Consider the following 16,394-nt stretch of genomic DNA (forward strand, 5'->3'; position numbering starts at 1 on the left):
TGCCGTTACGGTCCACCTGACGGACAAAGCAATCGATAAGCGGACATACCTTCCGCCTGCTTTACCCCGTTCCTACTTCCGTTACACAACCGACGGACAGCCGATTGCCAGCCGCAGGCTGCTGCGCACAGCCCCGTGACAACAGCTCCGTAGCTTCATTCCCGTGCCCGACAGACCACGGGCGCGTCGATACAGCGGGACTTCAGGCACGGGGCCGGAGTGAACGGGGAACGGGAGGCGGTCGATCATGGCGCAGGGCGAGGTGCTCGAGTTCGAGGAGTACGTCCGCACCCGGCAGGACGCGCTGCTGCGCAGCGCCCGCCGGCTGGTCCCGGACCCGACGGACGCTCAGGACCTGCTGCAGACCGCCCTGGTGCGGACGTACGGCCGCTGGGAGGGCATCGCCGACAAGCGGCTCGCGGACGCCTACCTGCGCCGGGTCATGATCAACACCCGTACCGAGTGGTGGCGGGCGCGCAAACTGGAGGAGGTCCCGACCGAGCAGCTGCCGGACGCGTCCGTGGACGACTCCACCGAGCAGCACGCCGACCGGGCCCTGCTGATGGACATCATGAAGGTGCTGGCGCCCAAGCAGCGCAGTGTCGTGGTGCTGCGACACTGGGAGCAGATGTCCACGGAGGAGACGGCCGCCGCCCTCGGCATGTCGGCGGGTACGGTCAAGAGCACGCTGCACCGGGCGCTCGCCCGGCTCCGCGAGGAGCTGGAGGCCCGCGATCTGGACGCACGCGCGCTGGAGCGTGAGGAGCGGGAGCGTTGCGCGGCCTGACGGAGGCCGGGTCCGAAGGGATCCGAGGGAGCACCCAGGCGGTGATCGCGGGGGGAACCGCGCTCGCCGCCGTCGCCCTTTTCGTCGTCGCGTGCGGCACCGGGGGGACGGGGGCCCGCGACGAGGGCCCGGCGCACGCCTCGGCGGTGGCGGGAGCCATCGCCTCGCCCAGCCCGAGCCCCTCCGGCGGCTACCGGCGGGTGGACGCGGTCGCGCTGATCAAGGGTGACCCGGCGGTCTCCGCGACGGTGAAGCGGGAGCTGAAGCCGTGCAGCGGCGACCACTACCCGGTCGACGTCTCCTACGGCGATCTGACCGGCGCCACCGCCAGAGACGTCGTCGTCAACGTGGTGACCTGCGGTGACTGGGTGGGCCTCGGCACGTACGTGTACCGGGACGTGGCCGGGTCGTACAAGAATGTGTTCAAGGCGGAGGAGTCGCCGGTCTACTCGGAGATAGACGGGACCGACCTGACCGTGACCCGGCAGGTCTACGACACGGACGACCAGATGTCGAACCCGTCCCGGGAGACCGTGATCACCTACCGCTGGAAGGCGGGCCGGTTCGCCCAGATCAGCAGCCACGAGACGGACTACAGCAAGGCCGGCGGCGACGCCTCGTCCGCGGACGGCTGACTCCCCACACGCACACCACGAGGACTGAGAGCACCGCCGATGGCAGACCAGACCCACGTCCTGTTCGTCGAGGACGACGACGTCATCCGCGAGGCCACCCAACTCGCCCTGGAGCGGGACGGCTTCGCGGTCACCGCCATGCCCGACGGCCTGTCGGGCCTGGAGGCGTTCCGGGCGGACCGGCCGGACATCGCGCTGCTGGACGTGATGGTCCCCGGCCTGGACGGGGTCAGCCTGTGCCGCCGCATCCGGGACGAGTCCACGGTGCCGGTGATCATGCTGTCGGCGCGCGCCGACTCCATCGACGTCGTCCTCGGCCTGGAGGCGGGCGCGGACGACTACGTGACCAAGCCGTTCGACGGGGCCGTGCTGGTCGCCCGGATCCGGGCCGTGCTGCGGCGCTTCGGGCACGCGGGCGGCAGCGCGCAGTCCGACGCCGACGCGGACACGGTGACCGGCGGGGTGCTGGTCTTCGGGGACCTGGAGATCGACACCGAGGGCATGGAGGTGCGCCGGGCCGGGCAGCCGGTCGCGGTCACCCCGACCGAGATGCGGCTGCTGCTGGAGTTCTCCACCGCGCCGGGCACTGTGCTCTCCCGCGACAAGCTGCTGGAGCGGGTGTGGGACTACGGCTGGGGCGGGGACACCCGGGTCGTCGACGTGCACGTGCAGCGGCTGCGGCAGAAGATCGGCCAGGACCGGATCGAGACGGTCCGCGGCTTCGGCTACAAACTGAAGGCCTGAGCGGGGCGACGGCATGAGGGGGATCATTCGGCACCCGGTCCGGCACGTGGAGCGCGCGGGCCTGCACACGGGGCTCAGATGGAAGCTGAGCGCGGCGATCGCGCTGGTGGCCGGGCTGGTGGCGATCGCGCTCAGCCTCGTGGTGCACAACGCGGCCCGGGTCTCGATGCTGGACAACGCGCGCGACCTGGCCAACGAGCGGGTCCAGATCGCCCAGCGCAACTACGAGCAGAAGCGCGGGCCGAACTTCCCCGGCATCAAGATCGACGACCCCGGGCTGCCGGCCGCGCTGCGCGAGAAGGTCGAGGAGGGCCGCAGGGCCAGCGACGTCATCGACCGCGCCGGGGTGCCGGACATCTGGGCGGCCGTGCCCACCAAGGACGGGCGCGTGCTGTCCCTGCACAGCAACATGCCGGATCGTTCCACCGACGTCATGAAGGACCTCGACCAGGCCCTGGTCATCGGCTCCGTCGCGGTCGTGCTCGGCGGCAGCGCGCTCGGTGTGCTGATCGGCGGCCAGCTGTCGCGGCGGCTGCGCAAGGCGGCGGCCGCCGCCGGGCGGGTCGCCAAGGGCGAGACGGACGTACGGGTGCGGGAGGCCATCGGCGGGGTCGTCCGGGACGAGACCGACGATCTCGCGCGCGCGGTGGACGCCATGGCGGACGCGCTGCGGCAGCGGCTGGAGGCCGAGCGGCGGGTCACCGCGGACATCGCGCACGAGCTGCGCACCCCGGTGACGGGTCTGCTGACGGCGGCCGAACTGCTGCCGCCCGGCCGCCCGACCGAGCTGGTGCTGGACCGGGCCAAGGCCATGCGCACCCTGGTCGAGGACGTGCTGGAGGTCGCCCGGCTCGACGGAGCCTCCGAGCGGGCCGAACTGCAGGACATCATGCTCGGCGACTTCATCGCCCGGCGGGTGGCCGCGAAGGACCCGGAGATCACCGTACGGGTGGTGCACGAGTCGGAGGTCACCACCGATCCGCGGCGCCTGGAACGGGTGCTGTTCAACCTGCTCGCCAACGCGGCCCGGCACGGCCGGCCGCCGATCGAGGTGACCGTCGAGGGCCGGGTCATCCGGGTCCGCGACCACGGCCCGGGCTTCCCGGAGGAGCTGCTCGCCGAAGGGCCGAGCCGCTTCCGCACCGGCAGCAAGGACCGCGCCGGCCAGGGCCACGGCCTGGGCCTGACCATCGCGGCCGGCCAGGCCAGAGTCCTGGGCGCCCGCCTGACCTTCCGCAACGTCCGTCCCGCGGGCGCTCCCGCGCACATCCCGGCGGAGGGCGCGGTGGCCGTGCTGTGGCTCCCGGAGCACGCGCCGACCAGCACCGGGAGCCACCCCCTGCTGCCGCTGTCCGGGGGCGGGCGCTGACGGCCCGCAGCGTCCGGACGGCGCCGGAGAAGGGGCAGACCCCCGGGGCGGACACCACCCGGGGGCCTGCGGTCCGAGCGAGGCTCAGACGGCCTCGATCACCTGCATCGGAGCCGCCTCGTCGCCGTCCTGCGCGGCAGACTGCTGCGGCCCGCCCTTGAGTGGGACCTCCTTCACGAACAGCGCCGCGATCAGCACGACCACCGCCACGGCCGCGCCGAGCACGAACGCCGCGTGCGTACCGGCGGACACCGCGTGCTGGTACGCCTCCCGCGCCACCGCCGGCAGCTTCTGCAGGCTCTTGGCGTCCAGCTGCGCCGACTTCTCGGTGACGCCCTTGCCCAGCGCGCCGGCCCGCTCGGCCATGACGTCCTGGACCCGGTGGTTGAACAGCGCGCCCATGATGGCCACGCCGAAGGAGGAGCCGAGCGTGCGGAACAGGGTGGTCGAGGAGGAGGCCACGCCCATGTCCCTCATCTGCACGCTGTTCTGCGCCACCAGCATGGTGATCTGCATCAGGCAGCCCATGCCGGCGCCGAGCACGGCCATGTAGATGCCCGAGGTCAGCCGGGTGGTGCCGGTGTCCATCAGCGACAGCAGGTACAGGCCGGTGATCATCAAACCTCCGCCGACGATCGGGAAGACCTTGTAGCGGCCGCTGTTGGTGGTGACACGTCCGGCGACCATCGAGGTCACCAGCATCGCGCCGAGCATCGGCAGGAGCAGCAGACCCGAGTTGGTCGCGGAGGCGCCCTGCACCGCCTGCTGGTACAGCGGCAGGAACAGCGTGGCGCCGAACATCACGAAGCCGGTGATGAAGCCGATGACCGACATCAGGGTGAAGTTGCGGCTCCGGAAGATGTGCAGCGGCAGCACCGGTTCGGCGGCCCGGGTCTGCCAGAACACGAACCCGACGAGCGCGGCGACGCCGATGCCGATCAGCTCCATGATCCGCGCGGAGGTCCAGGCGTACTCCGTGCCGCCCCAGGTGGTGACCAGCACGATGGAGGTGATGCCGACCGTCAGAAGCACGACACCGAGGTAGTCGATGCCCGCCCGGGACCGCTTCCTCGGCAGGTGCAGCACGGCGGTGATCGCGGCCAGCGCGACCGCGCCGAGCGGCAGGTTGATGTAGAAGGCCCAGCGCCAGCCCCAGTTGTCGGTGATGGTGCCGCCGACGAGCGGGCCGCCGATCATCGCCAGCGCCATCACGCCGGCCATCATGCCCTGGTACTTGCCGCGCTCCCGGGGCGGGACGAGGTCGCCGATGATCGCCATGACGCCGACCATCAGACCGCCGGCGCCGAGGCCCTGCACGGCCCGGAAGCCGATCAGCTGGCCCATGTCCTGGGCCATGCCGCTCAGCGCGGATCCGATCAGGAAGAGCACGATCGAGCTGAGGAAGGCGCCCTTGCGCCCGTACATGTCGCCGAGCTTGCCCCAGATCGGGGTCGAGGCCGCCGTCGCCAGGGTGTACCCGGTGACCACCCAGGAAAGGTGTTCCAGGCCGCCCAGTTCACCGACGATCGTCGGCATCGCCGTGCCGACGATCATGTTGTCGAGCATCGCGAGCATCATCGCGATCATGAGCGCGAGCAGGACCACCCGCACGCTCCTCGGCTGTTTCCCCGCCTGCTGTTCCGGCTCGCCGGGCCTGGCCTCGCCCGCCATCGCCGCCTGCGTGTCCGCCATCTCTCCCACTCCCCCTGGCGGCTGCACTTACTTGCCGCCCGGCTAGTTCACTACACTGGGAAAGGTAGCCCCGTCACTAGCCGGGCGTCAAGTAAGTTTCCGCGGGAGCGCGAGGAGTACGAGGATGGGCGTCACCATGGACGGCACCAAGCAGCAGCGCCGCGGCAACACCCGCCAGCGCATCCAGGACGTGGCGCTCGAACTCTTCGCCGAGCAGGGGTACGAGAAGACCTCCCTGCGCGAGATCGCGGAGCGTCTCGACGTCACGAAGGCGGCCCTGTACTACCACTTCAAGACGAAGGAAGAGATCATCGTCAGCCTCTTCGAGGATCTGACGCAGCCGATCCAGGAGCTGATCGACTGGGGCCAGGGCCAGCCGCACACGCTGGAGACCAAGCAGGAGATCGTGCGGCGCTACAGCCGGGCCCTGGCCGGCGCGGAACCGCTGTTCCGGTTCATGCAGGAGAACCAGGCGACGGTGCGGGAACTGCGCATCGGCGATTCCTTCAAGGACAAGATGCGCGACCTGCGGGACATCGTCATCGACCCGGAGTCGTCCCTCGTCGAGCAGGTCCGCTGCGTCAGCGCGCTGTTCACGCTGCACGCGGGGATGTTCGTGATGCAGGACCTGGAAGGCGACTTCGAGAAGCGGCGGGAGGCCGTTCTCGAAGTCGCGCTGGACCTGGTCCGGCAGGCGCACGAGGGCGCCCGCCGGGAGAGCTGACTCAGACCTTCACACCGTGGTCGCGCAGGAACGCGACCGGGTTGACCGCGGAGCCGTAGTTCGGGGTCGTACGGATCTCGAAGTGCAGGTGCGGGCCGGTGGTGTTGCCGGTGTTGCCGGACCGGGCTATGTGCTGGCCGGTCTTGACGACCTGCCCGACCTTGACGTCGATCCGGGACAGGTGGGCGTACTGCGAGTACAGGCCGTCGCCGTGCTTGACGACGATGGCGTTGCCGTACGCCGGGCCGTCGCCGCCGCCGTTGGGGCCGGCCTTGACGACGGTGCCGCCGTGCGCGGCGACGACGTCGGTACCCACCGGCACGGCGAAGTCCTGGCCGCTGTGCTTGTGCATCCAGTGGCTGCCGCCCTGGTCGAAGCTGGCGGTGAGCGTGTACTTCTGCACCGGGTCGACCCAGGACGCGGCCGACGGCGCGGCGCTCGCGACCCCGGCCCCCAGCACGGCCGTGGCGCCGACTCCGGCGGCCAGGACGGCGACGCGGGCGCGGAGCGAGGACGTACGGGAGGAACGGGACGTGACGCGCTGGAACATGCGGGACCTCGTGGGCTCGGAGACAAAGGGGCCACCCGGCGGAGAGACATTCGCCGTGCGACCCGTCATTGGTAACCCGACATCCCGGTTCTCCTCAAAGCCCCCCATCTACGGCGACACGTAGTAGCAATCCCCAAAACGGTCCACTTCTTGACAGAGCGCCCATGAAGGGCGAAGGGCGACACACCCCCGGCTACCTGCCCATACCCCGGAAGCCCGCGGACGGTTGCGTACATTTAATGCCGCTTTGTCCGAATTAGATGTCCCACTATCTCCACTAGTAACGGACATTTCGCCTGTGCGGCATATCACCGGGGGCCGCGATTAATGGCCGAATAAATGTGACGCAGACCTCTAGGCTCCTACCCATCGGTAACCCTACGGTTCCCCTCGCGCCATCCTCACCTCAGATCATGCACCTGCCAACAGGCACGCGTACGGACGTGAGAGGACCCCCACCGATGACCAGACGCCCCTGGGCGCGCCGTATTTCCGTCACCGCCGTCTCCGTGACGGCCCTCACCGCGCTGGCCGCGCCCGCCGAGGCCGCCGAGGCGACCTCCTCGGCCACCGCCAAGGTCGACTACGCCACCTGGCAGAAGGACTGCCAGACGGTCATGGACCAGGCCCTGCCGTACCTGAAGGACCGCATCGCCGCCGCCCGGCCCGGCGAGAAGCAGGCCGTCGTCCTCGACATCGACAACACCACGCTGGAGACCGACTTCGGCTTCAGTTTCCCGCAGCCGGCCAACAAGCCGGTGCTGAACGTCGCCCAGTACGCGCAGGCGCACGGCGTCTCGCTGTTCTTCGTCACCGCCCGCCCCGGCATCGTCGAAGAGCCCACCGAGTGGAACCTCCGCCACGACGGCTACCAGGTTTCCGGCCTCTACGTCCGCGGCTTCCTCGACCTCTTCAAGGACGTCGCCGCCTACAAGACGGCCCAGCGTGTCGACATCGAGAACAAGGGCTACACGATCATCGCCAACATCGGCAACAGCGCCACCGACCTGTCGGGCGGGCACGCCGAGAAGACGTTCAAACTGCCGGACTACGACGGGCAGTTGTCGTAGCGCAGAGAGCACGCGAAGCACGCAGAGGGGCCGGTGCCCGAAGGCACCGGCCCCTCTCGCGTCTCTCGGCCGACCGGCCGGAGGCCTACTCCTTGTTCAGGTTCGGGCCGCCACCGGCCGCCTGCTCGATCGGCGGGACGTCGGGCAGGGCCGACTTCTCCTCACCCCGGAAGGTGAAGGTCTGGGCCTCGCCCTCGCCCTCGGTGTCCACGACCACGATGTGGCCCGGACGCAGCTCGCCGAAGAGGATCTTCTCCGAGAGCGTGTCCTCGACCTCGCGCTGGATCGTGCGGCGCAGCGGCCGAGCGCCCAGCACCGGGTCGTAACCCTTCCTGGACAGCAGCTCCTTGGCGGACTGGGAGAGCTCGATGCCCATGTCCCGGTCCTTCAGGCGCTCGTCCACCTTGCTGATCATCAGGTCGACGATCCGCAGGATGTCCTCCTGCGTCAGCTGCGGGAAGACGACCACGTCGTCGACGCGGTTGAGGAACTCGGGCCGGAAGTGCTGCTTCAGCTCGTCCTGGACCTTGTTCTTCATGCGCTCGTAGTTGGTCTTCGTGTCACCCGAGGCCGCGAAGCCCAGGTTGAAGCCCTTGGAGATGTCCCGGGTGCCGAGGTTGGTCGTCATGATGATGACCGTGTTCTTGAAGTCCACGACCCGGCCCTGGGAGTCGGTCAGGCGACCGTCCTCCAGGATCTGCAGCAGCGAGTTGAAGATGTCCGGGTGGGCCTTCTCGACCTCGTCGAAGAGGACGACCGAGAACGGCTTGCGGCGCACCTTCTCCGTCAGCTGACCGCCCTCCTCGTAGCCCACGTAACCGGGGGGCGAACCGAAGAGACGGGAGACCGTGTGCTTCTCGCTGAACTCCGACATGTCGAGGGAGATCAGCGCGTCCTCGTCACCGAAGAGGAACTCGGCGAGCGCCTTGGACAGCTCGGTCTTACCGACACCGGACGGGCCGGCGAAGATGAACGAACCACCGGGACGCTTGGGGTCCTTCAGACCGGCGCGCGTACGGCGGATCGCCTTCGACAGCGCCTTGACGGCGTCGACCTGGCCGATGACCCGCTTGTGGAGCTCGTCCTCCATGCGCAGCAGGCGGCTGGACTCCTCCTCGGTCAGCTTGAAGACCGGGATGCCGGTGGCCGTGGCGAGGACCTCGGCGATCAGCTCGCCGTCGACCTCGGCGACGACGTCCATGTCGCCGGCCTTCCACTCCTTCTCGCGCTTGGCCTTGGCGGCCAGGAGCTGCTTCTCCTTGTCGCGCAGGGAGGCGGCCTTCTCGAAGTCCTGCGAGTCGATCGCGGACTCCTTGTCCCGGCGGACGCCGGCGATCTTCTCGTCGAACTCGCGCAGGTCCGGCGGCGCGGTCATCCGGCGGATGCGCATCCGGGAACCGGCCTCGTCGATCAGGTCGATCGCCTTGTCCGGCAGGAAGCGGTCGGAGATGTACCGGTCGGCCAGGGTGGCGGCCTGGACCAGCGCCTCGTCGGTGATGGAGACGCGGTGGTGCGCCTCGTACCGGTCGCGCAGGCCCTTGAGGATCTCGATCGTGTGCGGCAGGGACGGCTCGGCGACCTGGATGGGCTGGAAGCGGCGCTCGAGGGCCGCGTCCTTCTCCAGGTGCTTGCGGTACTCGTCCAGCGTGGTCGCACCGATGGTCTGCAGCTCACCGCGGGCCAGCATCGGCTTCAGGATGGAGGCCGCGTCGATGGCGCCCTCGGCGGCACCCGCACCGACCAGCGTGTGGAGCTCGTCGATGAACAGGATGATGTCGCCGCGGGTGCGGATCTCCTTGAGGACCTTCTTCAGGCGCTCCTCGAAGTCACCGCGGTAGCGGGAGCCCGCGACCAGGGCACCGAGGTCCAGGGTGTAGAGGTGCTTGTCCTTGAGGGTCTCGGGCACCTCGCCCTTGACGATGGCCTGGGCGAGGCCCTCGACGACGGCGGTCTTGCCGACGCCGGGCTCACCGATCAGCACCGGGTTGTTCTTGGTACGGCGGGATAGCACCTGCATGACCCGCTCGATCTCCTTCTCGCGCCCGATGACCGGGTCGAGCTTGGACTCACGAGCGGCCTGGGTGAGGTTCCGGCCGAACTGGTCCAGGACGAGGGAGGTCGAAGGCGTGCCCTCGGCCGGCCCGCCCGCGGTGGCGGTCTCCTTGCCCTGGTAACCGGAGAGCAGCTGGATGACCTGCTGCCGCACGCGGTTGAGGTCTGCACCCAGCTTGACCAGGACCTGGGCGGCGACGCCCTCGCCCTCACGGATCAGGCCGAGCAGGATGTGCTCCGTGCCGATGTAGTTGTGGCCCAGCTGAAGGGCCTCGCGGAGCGACAGCTCCAGGACCTTCTTGGCACGGGGGGTGAAGGGGATGTGACCCGACGGGGCCTGCTGGCCCTGGCCGATGATCTCCTCCACCTGCTGGCGGACCGCCTCAAGCGAAATGCCGAGGCTCTCCAGGGCCTTAGCGGCGACACCTTCGCCCTCGTGGATGAGACCCAGGAGGATGTGCTCGGTGCCGATGTAGTTGTGGTTGAGCATCCGGGCTTCTTCCTGAGCCAGGACGACAACCCGCCGCGCGCGGTCGGTGAACCTCTCGAACATCGTTAATCGCTCCTCAGAGCGGTCAGGCAGTGGGGGGAACTTCCCCTCCCTGTCCTTCCGCAGCTTAGTCCCGCAAGCGGGGACCGCTCATTCCAACTGCCGACACCGTCGATGGCCTCCTGACCCCGAACGCCGACATCTGCTCCAACCCGATGGTGCGAGACGATGTTCCCGCAGGCCAGACAGATACCCCAGTCGCCAGTACGCCGATGGCGAACGTGAGACCGCCCGTGCTGCGTGTCGCCCCCTCCCACTAGGCATGTCTTACCCGCTGGGACTGACACTCCATGCCGCGCGCCCCGGTTCCCTCCGCTATGGGCGAACAACCTTGCGCCTCCCCACACCCCGACGCGCCCCGTTTCCCGGCACCTTGTGTACTCGTACAGCCACCCAGCGTAACCCTGGTGGCGCTTCGCCGGTTCACCTGGCATGGCTGGCTCGGTCCCCACGACCCCCGCGGTCCCCCTTCCTCGTCGCCCGCTCGATCCGGTGGCCCCCGGCCACCGGGACGGCCCGGACGCCCGGGCCCGGTACTGGTACGAGAACGATCTGGGCTGGCCGACCGTGCCCGGGCGTCCGCTGCGACTGCTCACGGGTGTCCGGTTCGACGTCCTGGACGTGCCGGCCGAGGCGGGTGCGGGGGCGTTCCGGCACCTCGCGCCGGGCTCTCCGGTGGCCCTGCGGGGCGACCGGATGCTGCTGCTGGTGGCCGCGGGCAGCGCGGAGGTGCTGCCGGAGGTGCTGGACTGGCTGGAGTGGGGCGCGGGAGCGCTGGCGCTGGACCTGCGGGCCCTCGGCGCCGGCGACGCGATGGAGGCGCCCGTTCCGCCCGCCGCTCTCCTCCCTCCGCCCCGGCGGCCCGGCTCGGCCTGCTGCCGCAGCACCTCGCCGTTCCGGGCGGTTCCGGACGGGGGCACGGCGGATCACGGCCGGGAGAGAGCCGAGTCGGGCGGGGAGGGGCCCGATTTCCTCGAAGGGGCGGCCGGTGTCGCCGAGGCGGTGGCCCGTATCGCCGGCAGGGCTGCCGGTATCGCGGAAGGGGTATCCGTTTTCGCCGGATACGGGGCGGATTCCGCCCTTGGGGGCGGCGATTCCCCCGGGAGCCGCGTCGGCCGCACCGGGGGCGGAAGGGATTCCGCCGGTGTCTGCGCCGGCTGCGCCGGGGATGCGGCGGATTCCGCCGGGAGCCGCCCCGGCTGCGTCAGGAGTGCGGCGGATTCCGTCAGGGGCCGCCCGGCTCTCGACCCCGCCCGGGAGGCGACGGATTCCCTTCGGGGCCGCCGGGTCCCCGCCGGGGAGGGAGTGGAAGTGGATTCCGCCGTAGGCGGGCGCGAATCCGCCGGCCGCGGAGCGCGTTCCGCCGGGGGCGGCGCCGATTCCGTCAGCGGGTCCTCACCGGAAAGCGGGGCCGGTCGCGCCGGGTTCGGTGCCGGTTCGGTGCAGGGGGCCGCCGTCTGGCTGCGGCCCCCCGAGCCGGGGGGTGAGGCCGAGGCCTCGTTGCCTGCGTTGCCGGCCATGGGGGGCTCCAAAGGCGGCCCCGACCTGGTGCGGCTGGTGGACACGGTGGCAGCGCGGTGCCACCGGATCCGGCTGCGGCGCGCGAGCGCCCGCCCGTCCGCCCGCCGGCGGGATCAGCCGTTGGCCTTCTCGTAGGCCTCGCGAATGGACGCGGGAACGCGGCCGCGGTCGTTGACCTCGTAACCGTTCTCCTTCGCCCAGGCGCGGATCGCCGCGGTGTCCTGGTTGCCGCCGGAAGCCGCACGCGTCTTTCCACGGCCACCCGAGGAACGGCCTCCGGTCCGACGACCACCCTTGACATAGGGGTCGAGAAGGCCGCGCAGCTTGTCCGCATTGGCGGTCGTGAGATCGATCTCGTAGGTCTTGCCGTCGAGCGCAAACGTCACGGTCTCGTCCGCCTCGCCGCCGTCGAGGTCGTCGACAAGAAGGACCTGAACCTTCTGTGCCACCGGATTTCCTTTCATCGATAACGTGAGGGGCCAGGGGTGTGCGGCGTCCGCCGTTTCGCCGCCCCTGTTATATGCAGTACTGCAGTACGTCGGAAAGCAAACCGCTTTTGCCGGAAAAACACAAACCCCTGGGAGAGCACCGGGGCCCCGGCCCGGCCCGGAAACATGCGCGTTTCGGACATAGGGCACCCGGGCAATGACGATCACAGATGCAGAAGCATCCGGCTGTTGCCCAAGGTGTTCGGTTTCACTCGTTCGAGACCGAGGAACTCCGCGACGCCCTCGTCATAGGAACGCAACAGCTCCGCGTAGACATCGGTGTCGACCGGGGTCTCACCGATCTCCACGAAGCCGTGCTTGCCGAAGAAGTCGACTTCGAAGGTCAGACAGAAAACCCGGCGAACCCCGAGCCAGCGGGCGGTCTCCAGCAACTTCTCCAGCAACTGATGACCGACGCCGGCGCCCTTGAGGCCGGGCTTGACCGCGAGAGTGCGCACTTCCGCGAGGTCTTCCCACATGACGTGCAGTGCGCCGCAGCCGACCACCTCGGCGTTGTCGTCGCGTTCGGCGACCCAGAACTCCTGGATGTCCTCGTAAAGCGTGACCGTGGCTTTGTCGAGCAGGATGCGGTCCCGCACGTAGGCGTCGAGGAGGTGGCGCACGGCCGGGACATCGCTGGTCCGGGCCCGCCGGACGGTGATGGCTTTCGCGGAGACTTCGGGACGCTCTGCTGACATGAGCGGACGCTATCGCCCGGCGGTGTCCCCCGCCGACCCGGGGTTCCGCTCTTCCCGGGGTTCCCCGCCTTCCCCGCCTTCCCGGCCCCGCGCCGCTTCCCGTGCCGACGCGGTTTCCGGTCCCTGGACGATGCGTACGGCGTCCTGGAGGGCCTGGCGCTGTTCCTCGCTCATCATCCCGAAGAAGGCGACGAGAGCGGCGGCGGGGTTGTCGCTCTGCGACCAGGCCTCGTTCATGAGAGCGGCGGCGTAGGCGGCCCGGGTCGACACCGCCTCATATCGATAGGCGCGCCCTTCCGCCTCGCGGCGCACCCAGCCCTTCTGATGGAGATTGTCCAAAACGGTCATCACGGTGGTGTACGCGATGGACCGTTCCTGCTGGAGATCTTCCAGGACTTCCCGAACGGTCACCGGGCGGTTCCACTTCCACACCCGCGTCATGACCGCGTCTTCGAGTTCTCCCAGGGGCCGAGGCACGCTCAGAACAATAGTGGGAGATCCCGGCAATGGCCCGCCGAACGTGCGTTTAGGTTGCGAACGCTGACAAAAGGGACGCACGGCACCTCCGGGAGGTGCCGTGCGGTCGCCCCGGGACGTCAGGCGTCGCCGCCGGCGGAGGTCTTCGAGGCGCCCTCCGCGCGCGCGAGGGCGGCGTCGACGGCCGCGTCCTCCTTGGCCTTGGCGGCGCCGCCCTGGGTCTTCACGATCACCCTGACCAAGGCGATGAAGAACGCGGCCATGACGACCGGGGGCACGAGCGCGGAGACGTAGTCCATGGGTCCAGGGTAGCCAGTGGGTCCGGCGGGCGGGGCGAGGGTTCAGCCGGCGGCGAGCTGGCGGGGTCCCGACGGCTCGGCGGGGCTCGTCGGCGCGGCGGGGGGCTTGCGCCGCGGGAAGACCTCGCCCGGGGTGGGGACGGGGCGCTTCGGGGCCGCCGGTTCGGTGCCGGGACGCTCGGACGGACGCTCGGCGGGCCGCGCGGGAGGGGTCTGGCCGGGCTTGGGAGCGGGCTTGTGCGCCGGTTTCCCCGGCTCCGCGGCCATGGAGGCCGGGGAGTCGCCCACGCCACCGGGAAGGGCCCTCAGCGGCGTCCGGGAGGGCGGTACGGCCGGGGCGGGGACCGTGCGGGCGCCCTGCGCGAAACGGGCCCGCAGGTCCTGCTCGGCGAGCACCTGGCAGCGGTCCAGCAGGGCGGCCGCCCGGGGGTTGCCGCGCAGCGCCCGCAGTGCGGCGAGGTCGTCCGGCGTGGGCCGGTGCCCGGCGCACAGGGCCTCCTCCAGAAGCGCGAGGTAGCCGGCGACCGCGCCCGGCAGGGCGGCGCGGTACCGGCCGAGGTCGGCCACCAGGAAGGCGCGCAGCCGGGCCCCCTCGCGCATCGCCTCGTCCAGGGACTGGGCGAGGCGGAAGCAGTCCTTGACGTCCTCGGCGGACGCTCGGCCGGGGTGGAGGGCGAGGGCGAGAGCGCGGCGGAGCACACGCAGCTCCTCCACGCCGAACGCCATGCCGCCGCGGGATCCGTATGGCGTGGGCATGCGGCGACGCTATCGCTAATCGGACAAAAGTGACGAATCAGGGTGGGTTTGTCGCTGCGTGTCGTTCGCGCCGTTCCCCCGACCGGGGTCGGCCCGCGCGCCCCGGCCCACGCGCCGACGACGGAGGACCGGCGCCCACGGGGGCGCCGGTCCTCAGAGGCGGTCGATCACAGCCGGTCGCTCACTGCCGGGAGACGTTCCGCTCGTACACCAGCCGCAGCCCGATCAGGGTCAGCCAGGGCTGGTGCTCGTCGATCACCGTGGACTCGCCGAGCACCATCGGCGCCAGGCCGCCCGTGGCGATCACGGTGACGTCGTCCGGGTCGTCGGCCAGTTCCCGGGCCATCCGGCCCACCACGCCGTCGACCTGCCCGGCGAAGCCGTACACGATGCCCGACTGCATGGCCTCGACGGTGTTCTTGCCGATCACGTTCCTCGGCCGGGCCACCTCGATCTTCCGCAGCATCGCGGCCCTGAGCCCGAGTGCCTCCACCGAGATCTCGATGCCGGGGGCGATGACCCCGCCGACGTACTCCCCGCGCGCGGAGACCGCGTCGAACGTGGTCGCCGTGCCGAAGTCGACGACGATCGCCGGACCGCCGTACAGCTCGTTCGCGGCGACCGCGTTGATGATGCGGTCGGCGCCGACCTCCTTGGGGTTGTCGAACTGGATCGGCACCCCCGTCTTCACGCCGGGCTCCACGAGCACCGCCGGCACGTCGCCGTAGTACCGCCGGGTGACCTCGCGCAGTTCGTGCAGCACGGACGGCACGGTCGCGCAGATCGCGATCCCGTCGATGCCGTCGCCCAGCTCGTCACCGAGCAGCGGGTGCATGCCCATCAGGCCCTGCAGCAGGACCGCCAGCTCGTCCGCGGTACGGCGCGCGTCCGTGGAGATGCGCCAGTGCTCGACGATGTCCTCACCGTCGAACAGCCCGAGCACGGTGTGCGTGTTGCCGACGTCGATCGTGAGCAGCATGGCCGTTACTCCGCCTCGCGCAGGTCCAGGCCGATGTCCAGGATCGGCGAGGAGTGGGTGAGGGCGCCGACCGCAAGGAAGTCCACGCCGGTGTCGGCGTACGCGCGCGCGGTGTCGAGCGTGAGCCGGCCGGAGGCCTCCAGCAGCGCCCGGCCGCCGACGATGCCGACGGCCTCCGCGCACTCGCCGGGCGTGAAGTTGTCGAGCAGGATCAGGTCGGCGCCCGCGTCGACCACCTCGCGCAGCTGGTGCAGGGTGTCGACCTCGACCTCGATCGGCACCTCGGGGAAGGCCTCCCGCACGGCCTTGAAGGCCTGCGCGACACCGCCGGCGGCGACCACGTGGTTGTCCTTCACCAGGGCGGCGTCGGACAGCGACATGCGGTGGTTGACGCCCCCGCCGCAGCGCACCGCGAACTTCTCCAGCGAACGCAGCCCCGGGGTGGTCTTGCGGGTGTCGCGCACCCGCGTCCCCGTGCCCTCCAGAACGTCCGCCCACGCGCGCGTGGCGGTCGCGATGCCCGACAGGCGGCACAGGATGTTCAGGGCGCTGCGCTCGGCGGTCAGCAGGTCGCGGGTGCGCGTGGTGACCGACAGCAGCTTCTGCCCGGCCTCGACGCGGTCGCCGTCCTCGACGTGCCGCTCGACCTCGAACTCGTCCGTGCAGACCACGGAGAGCACGGCCTCGGCGACGCGCAGGCCCGCCACCACGCCGGCCTCGCGCGCGGTGAAGTCGCCGGTGGCCACCGCCTCCTCGGAGATGGTCGCGACGGTCGTCACGTCGACGCCGCCGTCCAGGTCCTCCTGGATGGCGACGTTGGCGACGTCCTCGACCTCGACGGGGTCGAGCCCGGCGGCGGCCAGCAGCTCGGCGAGGGCGGGGTCGAGCCCGCTCTCCAGGTACTCCTCGTCCCCCTCGGCGCCGCAGGCGCAGCCGTCGCCGCAGCCGCCGGTCGGGGCGAGGGGAAGGTCGTCGGTGCTCACGTCTGTCACTGCTCCTGGGC

Annotated in this window: 16 protein-coding genes and 2 pseudogenes; 8 read left to right on the forward strand and 10 right to left on the reverse strand. The window is 70.4% G+C overall.

The annotated features are described in order from the left end of the window. Positions 1-247 precede the first annotated feature (247 nt). The 4 genes from AQJ66_RS33605 to cseC are packed head-to-tail and all read left to right on the forward strand — an operon-like array spanning position 248 to position 3,535. Positions 248-787 (forward strand): SigE family RNA polymerase sigma factor, encoded by a 540-nt coding sequence (locus AQJ66_RS33605; RefSeq protein WP_061929680.1) that lies wholly within the window; start codon positions 248-250, stop codon positions 785-787. A gap of 41 nt (positions 788-828) precedes the next feature. Further along, a complete protein-coding gene (locus AQJ66_RS33610) occupies positions 829-1,422 on the forward strand; it encodes a hypothetical protein (protein WP_061929869.1) in 594 nt (197 codons plus the stop codon). Between the two features lie 39 nt (positions 1,423-1,461). Then, positions 1,462-2,166, forward strand: a complete 705-nt coding sequence (cseB, locus tag AQJ66_RS33615) for a two-component system response regulator CseB (protein WP_061929682.1) — start codon at positions 1,462-1,464, stop codon at positions 2,164-2,166. 13 nt (positions 2,167-2,179) lie between these two features. Continuing rightward, on the forward strand, positions 2,180-3,535 hold the full coding sequence (gene cseC, locus AQJ66_RS33620; protein ID WP_061929686.1) for a two-component system sensor histidine kinase CseC: 1,356 nt from the start codon (positions 2,180-2,182) through the stop codon (positions 3,533-3,535). Between the two features lie 84 nt (positions 3,536-3,619). Here the strand turns inward: cseC and AQJ66_RS33625 are convergent, their stop codons facing one another. Next, on the reverse strand, positions 3,620-5,227 hold the full coding sequence (locus tag AQJ66_RS33625) for an MDR family MFS transporter (RefSeq protein ID WP_425264325.1): 1,608 nt from the start codon (positions 5,225-5,227) through the stop codon (positions 3,620-3,622). A 124-nt stretch (positions 5,228-5,351) separates the two neighbouring features. Between AQJ66_RS33625 and AQJ66_RS33630 the strand changes: the two genes are divergently transcribed. Beyond that, positions 5,352-5,951, forward strand: coding sequence for a TetR/AcrR family transcriptional regulator (locus AQJ66_RS33630; RefSeq protein ID WP_061929688.1), 600 nt, complete (start codon positions 5,352-5,354; stop codon positions 5,949-5,951). A 1-nt stretch (position 5,952) separates the two neighbouring features. Here the strand turns inward: AQJ66_RS33630 and AQJ66_RS33635 are convergent, their stop codons facing one another. Then, positions 5,953-6,501: a M23 family metallopeptidase gene (locus AQJ66_RS33635; RefSeq protein WP_061929691.1), complete on the reverse strand. Its 549-nt coding sequence runs from the start codon at positions 6,499-6,501 to the stop codon at positions 5,953-5,955. 461 nt (positions 6,502-6,962) lie between these two features. Between AQJ66_RS33635 and AQJ66_RS33640 the strand changes: the two genes are divergently transcribed. Beyond that, a complete protein-coding gene (locus AQJ66_RS33640) occupies positions 6,963-7,571 on the forward strand; it encodes an HAD family acid phosphatase (RefSeq protein ID WP_061929695.1) in 609 nt (202 codons plus the stop codon). An 85-nt stretch (positions 7,572-7,656) separates the two neighbouring features. Here AQJ66_RS33640 and AQJ66_RS33645 read toward each other — a convergent pair whose 3' ends face one another. Further along, entirely contained in the window at positions 7,657-10,176 is a 2,520-nt protein-coding gene (locus tag AQJ66_RS33645; RefSeq protein WP_061929698.1) for an ATP-dependent Clp protease ATP-binding subunit, read from the reverse strand. 429 nt (positions 10,177-10,605) lie between these two features. On the opposite strand from AQJ66_RS33645, the pseudogene AQJ66_RS40445 reads away from it, so the two are divergent. Together AQJ66_RS40445 and AQJ66_RS40450 are read left to right on the forward strand one after the other, a co-directional pair. Continuing rightward, positions 10,606-10,953, forward strand: a pseudogene (locus tag AQJ66_RS40445) (SCO3374 family protein); the annotation flags it as partial. 654 nt (positions 10,954-11,607) lie between these two features. Continuing rightward, positions 11,608-11,829: pseudogene (locus AQJ66_RS40450) on the forward strand (SCO3374 family protein); the annotation flags it as partial. On the opposite strand, the gene AQJ66_RS33655 reads toward AQJ66_RS40450, so the two are convergent. The 7 genes from AQJ66_RS33655 to nadC form a co-directional block, all read right to left on the reverse strand. Continuing rightward, a complete protein-coding gene (locus tag AQJ66_RS33655; protein WP_061929701.1) occupies positions 11,808-12,143 on the reverse strand; it encodes a histone-like nucleoid-structuring protein Lsr2 in 336 nt (111 codons plus the stop codon). The pseudogene AQJ66_RS40450 and the gene AQJ66_RS33655 sit on opposite strands and share 22 nt — an antisense overlap. 203 nt (positions 12,144-12,346) lie before the next feature. Continuing rightward, entirely contained in the window at positions 12,347-12,880 is a 534-nt protein-coding gene (locus tag AQJ66_RS33660) for an amino-acid N-acetyltransferase (RefSeq protein ID WP_061929704.1), read from the reverse strand. Positions 12,881-12,889: 9 nt separating this feature from the next. Beyond that, the gene (locus AQJ66_RS33665) at positions 12,890-13,321 is read right to left on the reverse strand and encodes a BlaI/MecI/CopY family transcriptional regulator (RefSeq protein WP_061929708.1); all 432 of its coding nucleotides are present in this window, start codon (positions 13,319-13,321) and stop codon (positions 12,890-12,892) included. A 155-nt stretch (positions 13,322-13,476) separates the two neighbouring features. Next, complete coding sequence (locus AQJ66_RS33670; RefSeq protein WP_061929711.1) at positions 13,477-13,656, reverse strand: hypothetical protein; 180 nt, start codon at positions 13,654-13,656, stop codon at positions 13,477-13,479. A 42-nt stretch (positions 13,657-13,698) separates the two neighbouring features. Further along, positions 13,699-14,382: a hypothetical protein gene (locus tag AQJ66_RS33675; protein ID WP_061929714.1), complete on the reverse strand. Its 684-nt coding sequence runs from the start codon at positions 14,380-14,382 to the stop codon at positions 13,699-13,701. Positions 14,383-14,593: 211 nt separating this feature from the next. Further along, complete coding sequence (locus AQJ66_RS33680) at positions 14,594-15,391, reverse strand: type III pantothenate kinase (RefSeq protein WP_061929718.1); 798 nt, start codon at positions 15,389-15,391, stop codon at positions 14,594-14,596. 5 nt (positions 15,392-15,396) lie between these two features. Next, the gene (gene nadC / locus AQJ66_RS33685) at positions 15,397-16,374 is read right to left on the reverse strand and encodes a carboxylating nicotinate-nucleotide diphosphorylase (RefSeq protein WP_061929722.1); all 978 of its coding nucleotides are present in this window, start codon (positions 16,372-16,374) and stop codon (positions 15,397-15,399) included. Positions 16,375-16,394: the final 20 nt, after the last annotated feature.

The sequence above is a fragment of the Streptomyces bungoensis genome, assembly GCF_001514215.1.
Lineage (GTDB): Bacteria > Actinomycetota > Actinomycetes > Streptomycetales > Streptomycetaceae > Streptomyces > Streptomyces bungoensis.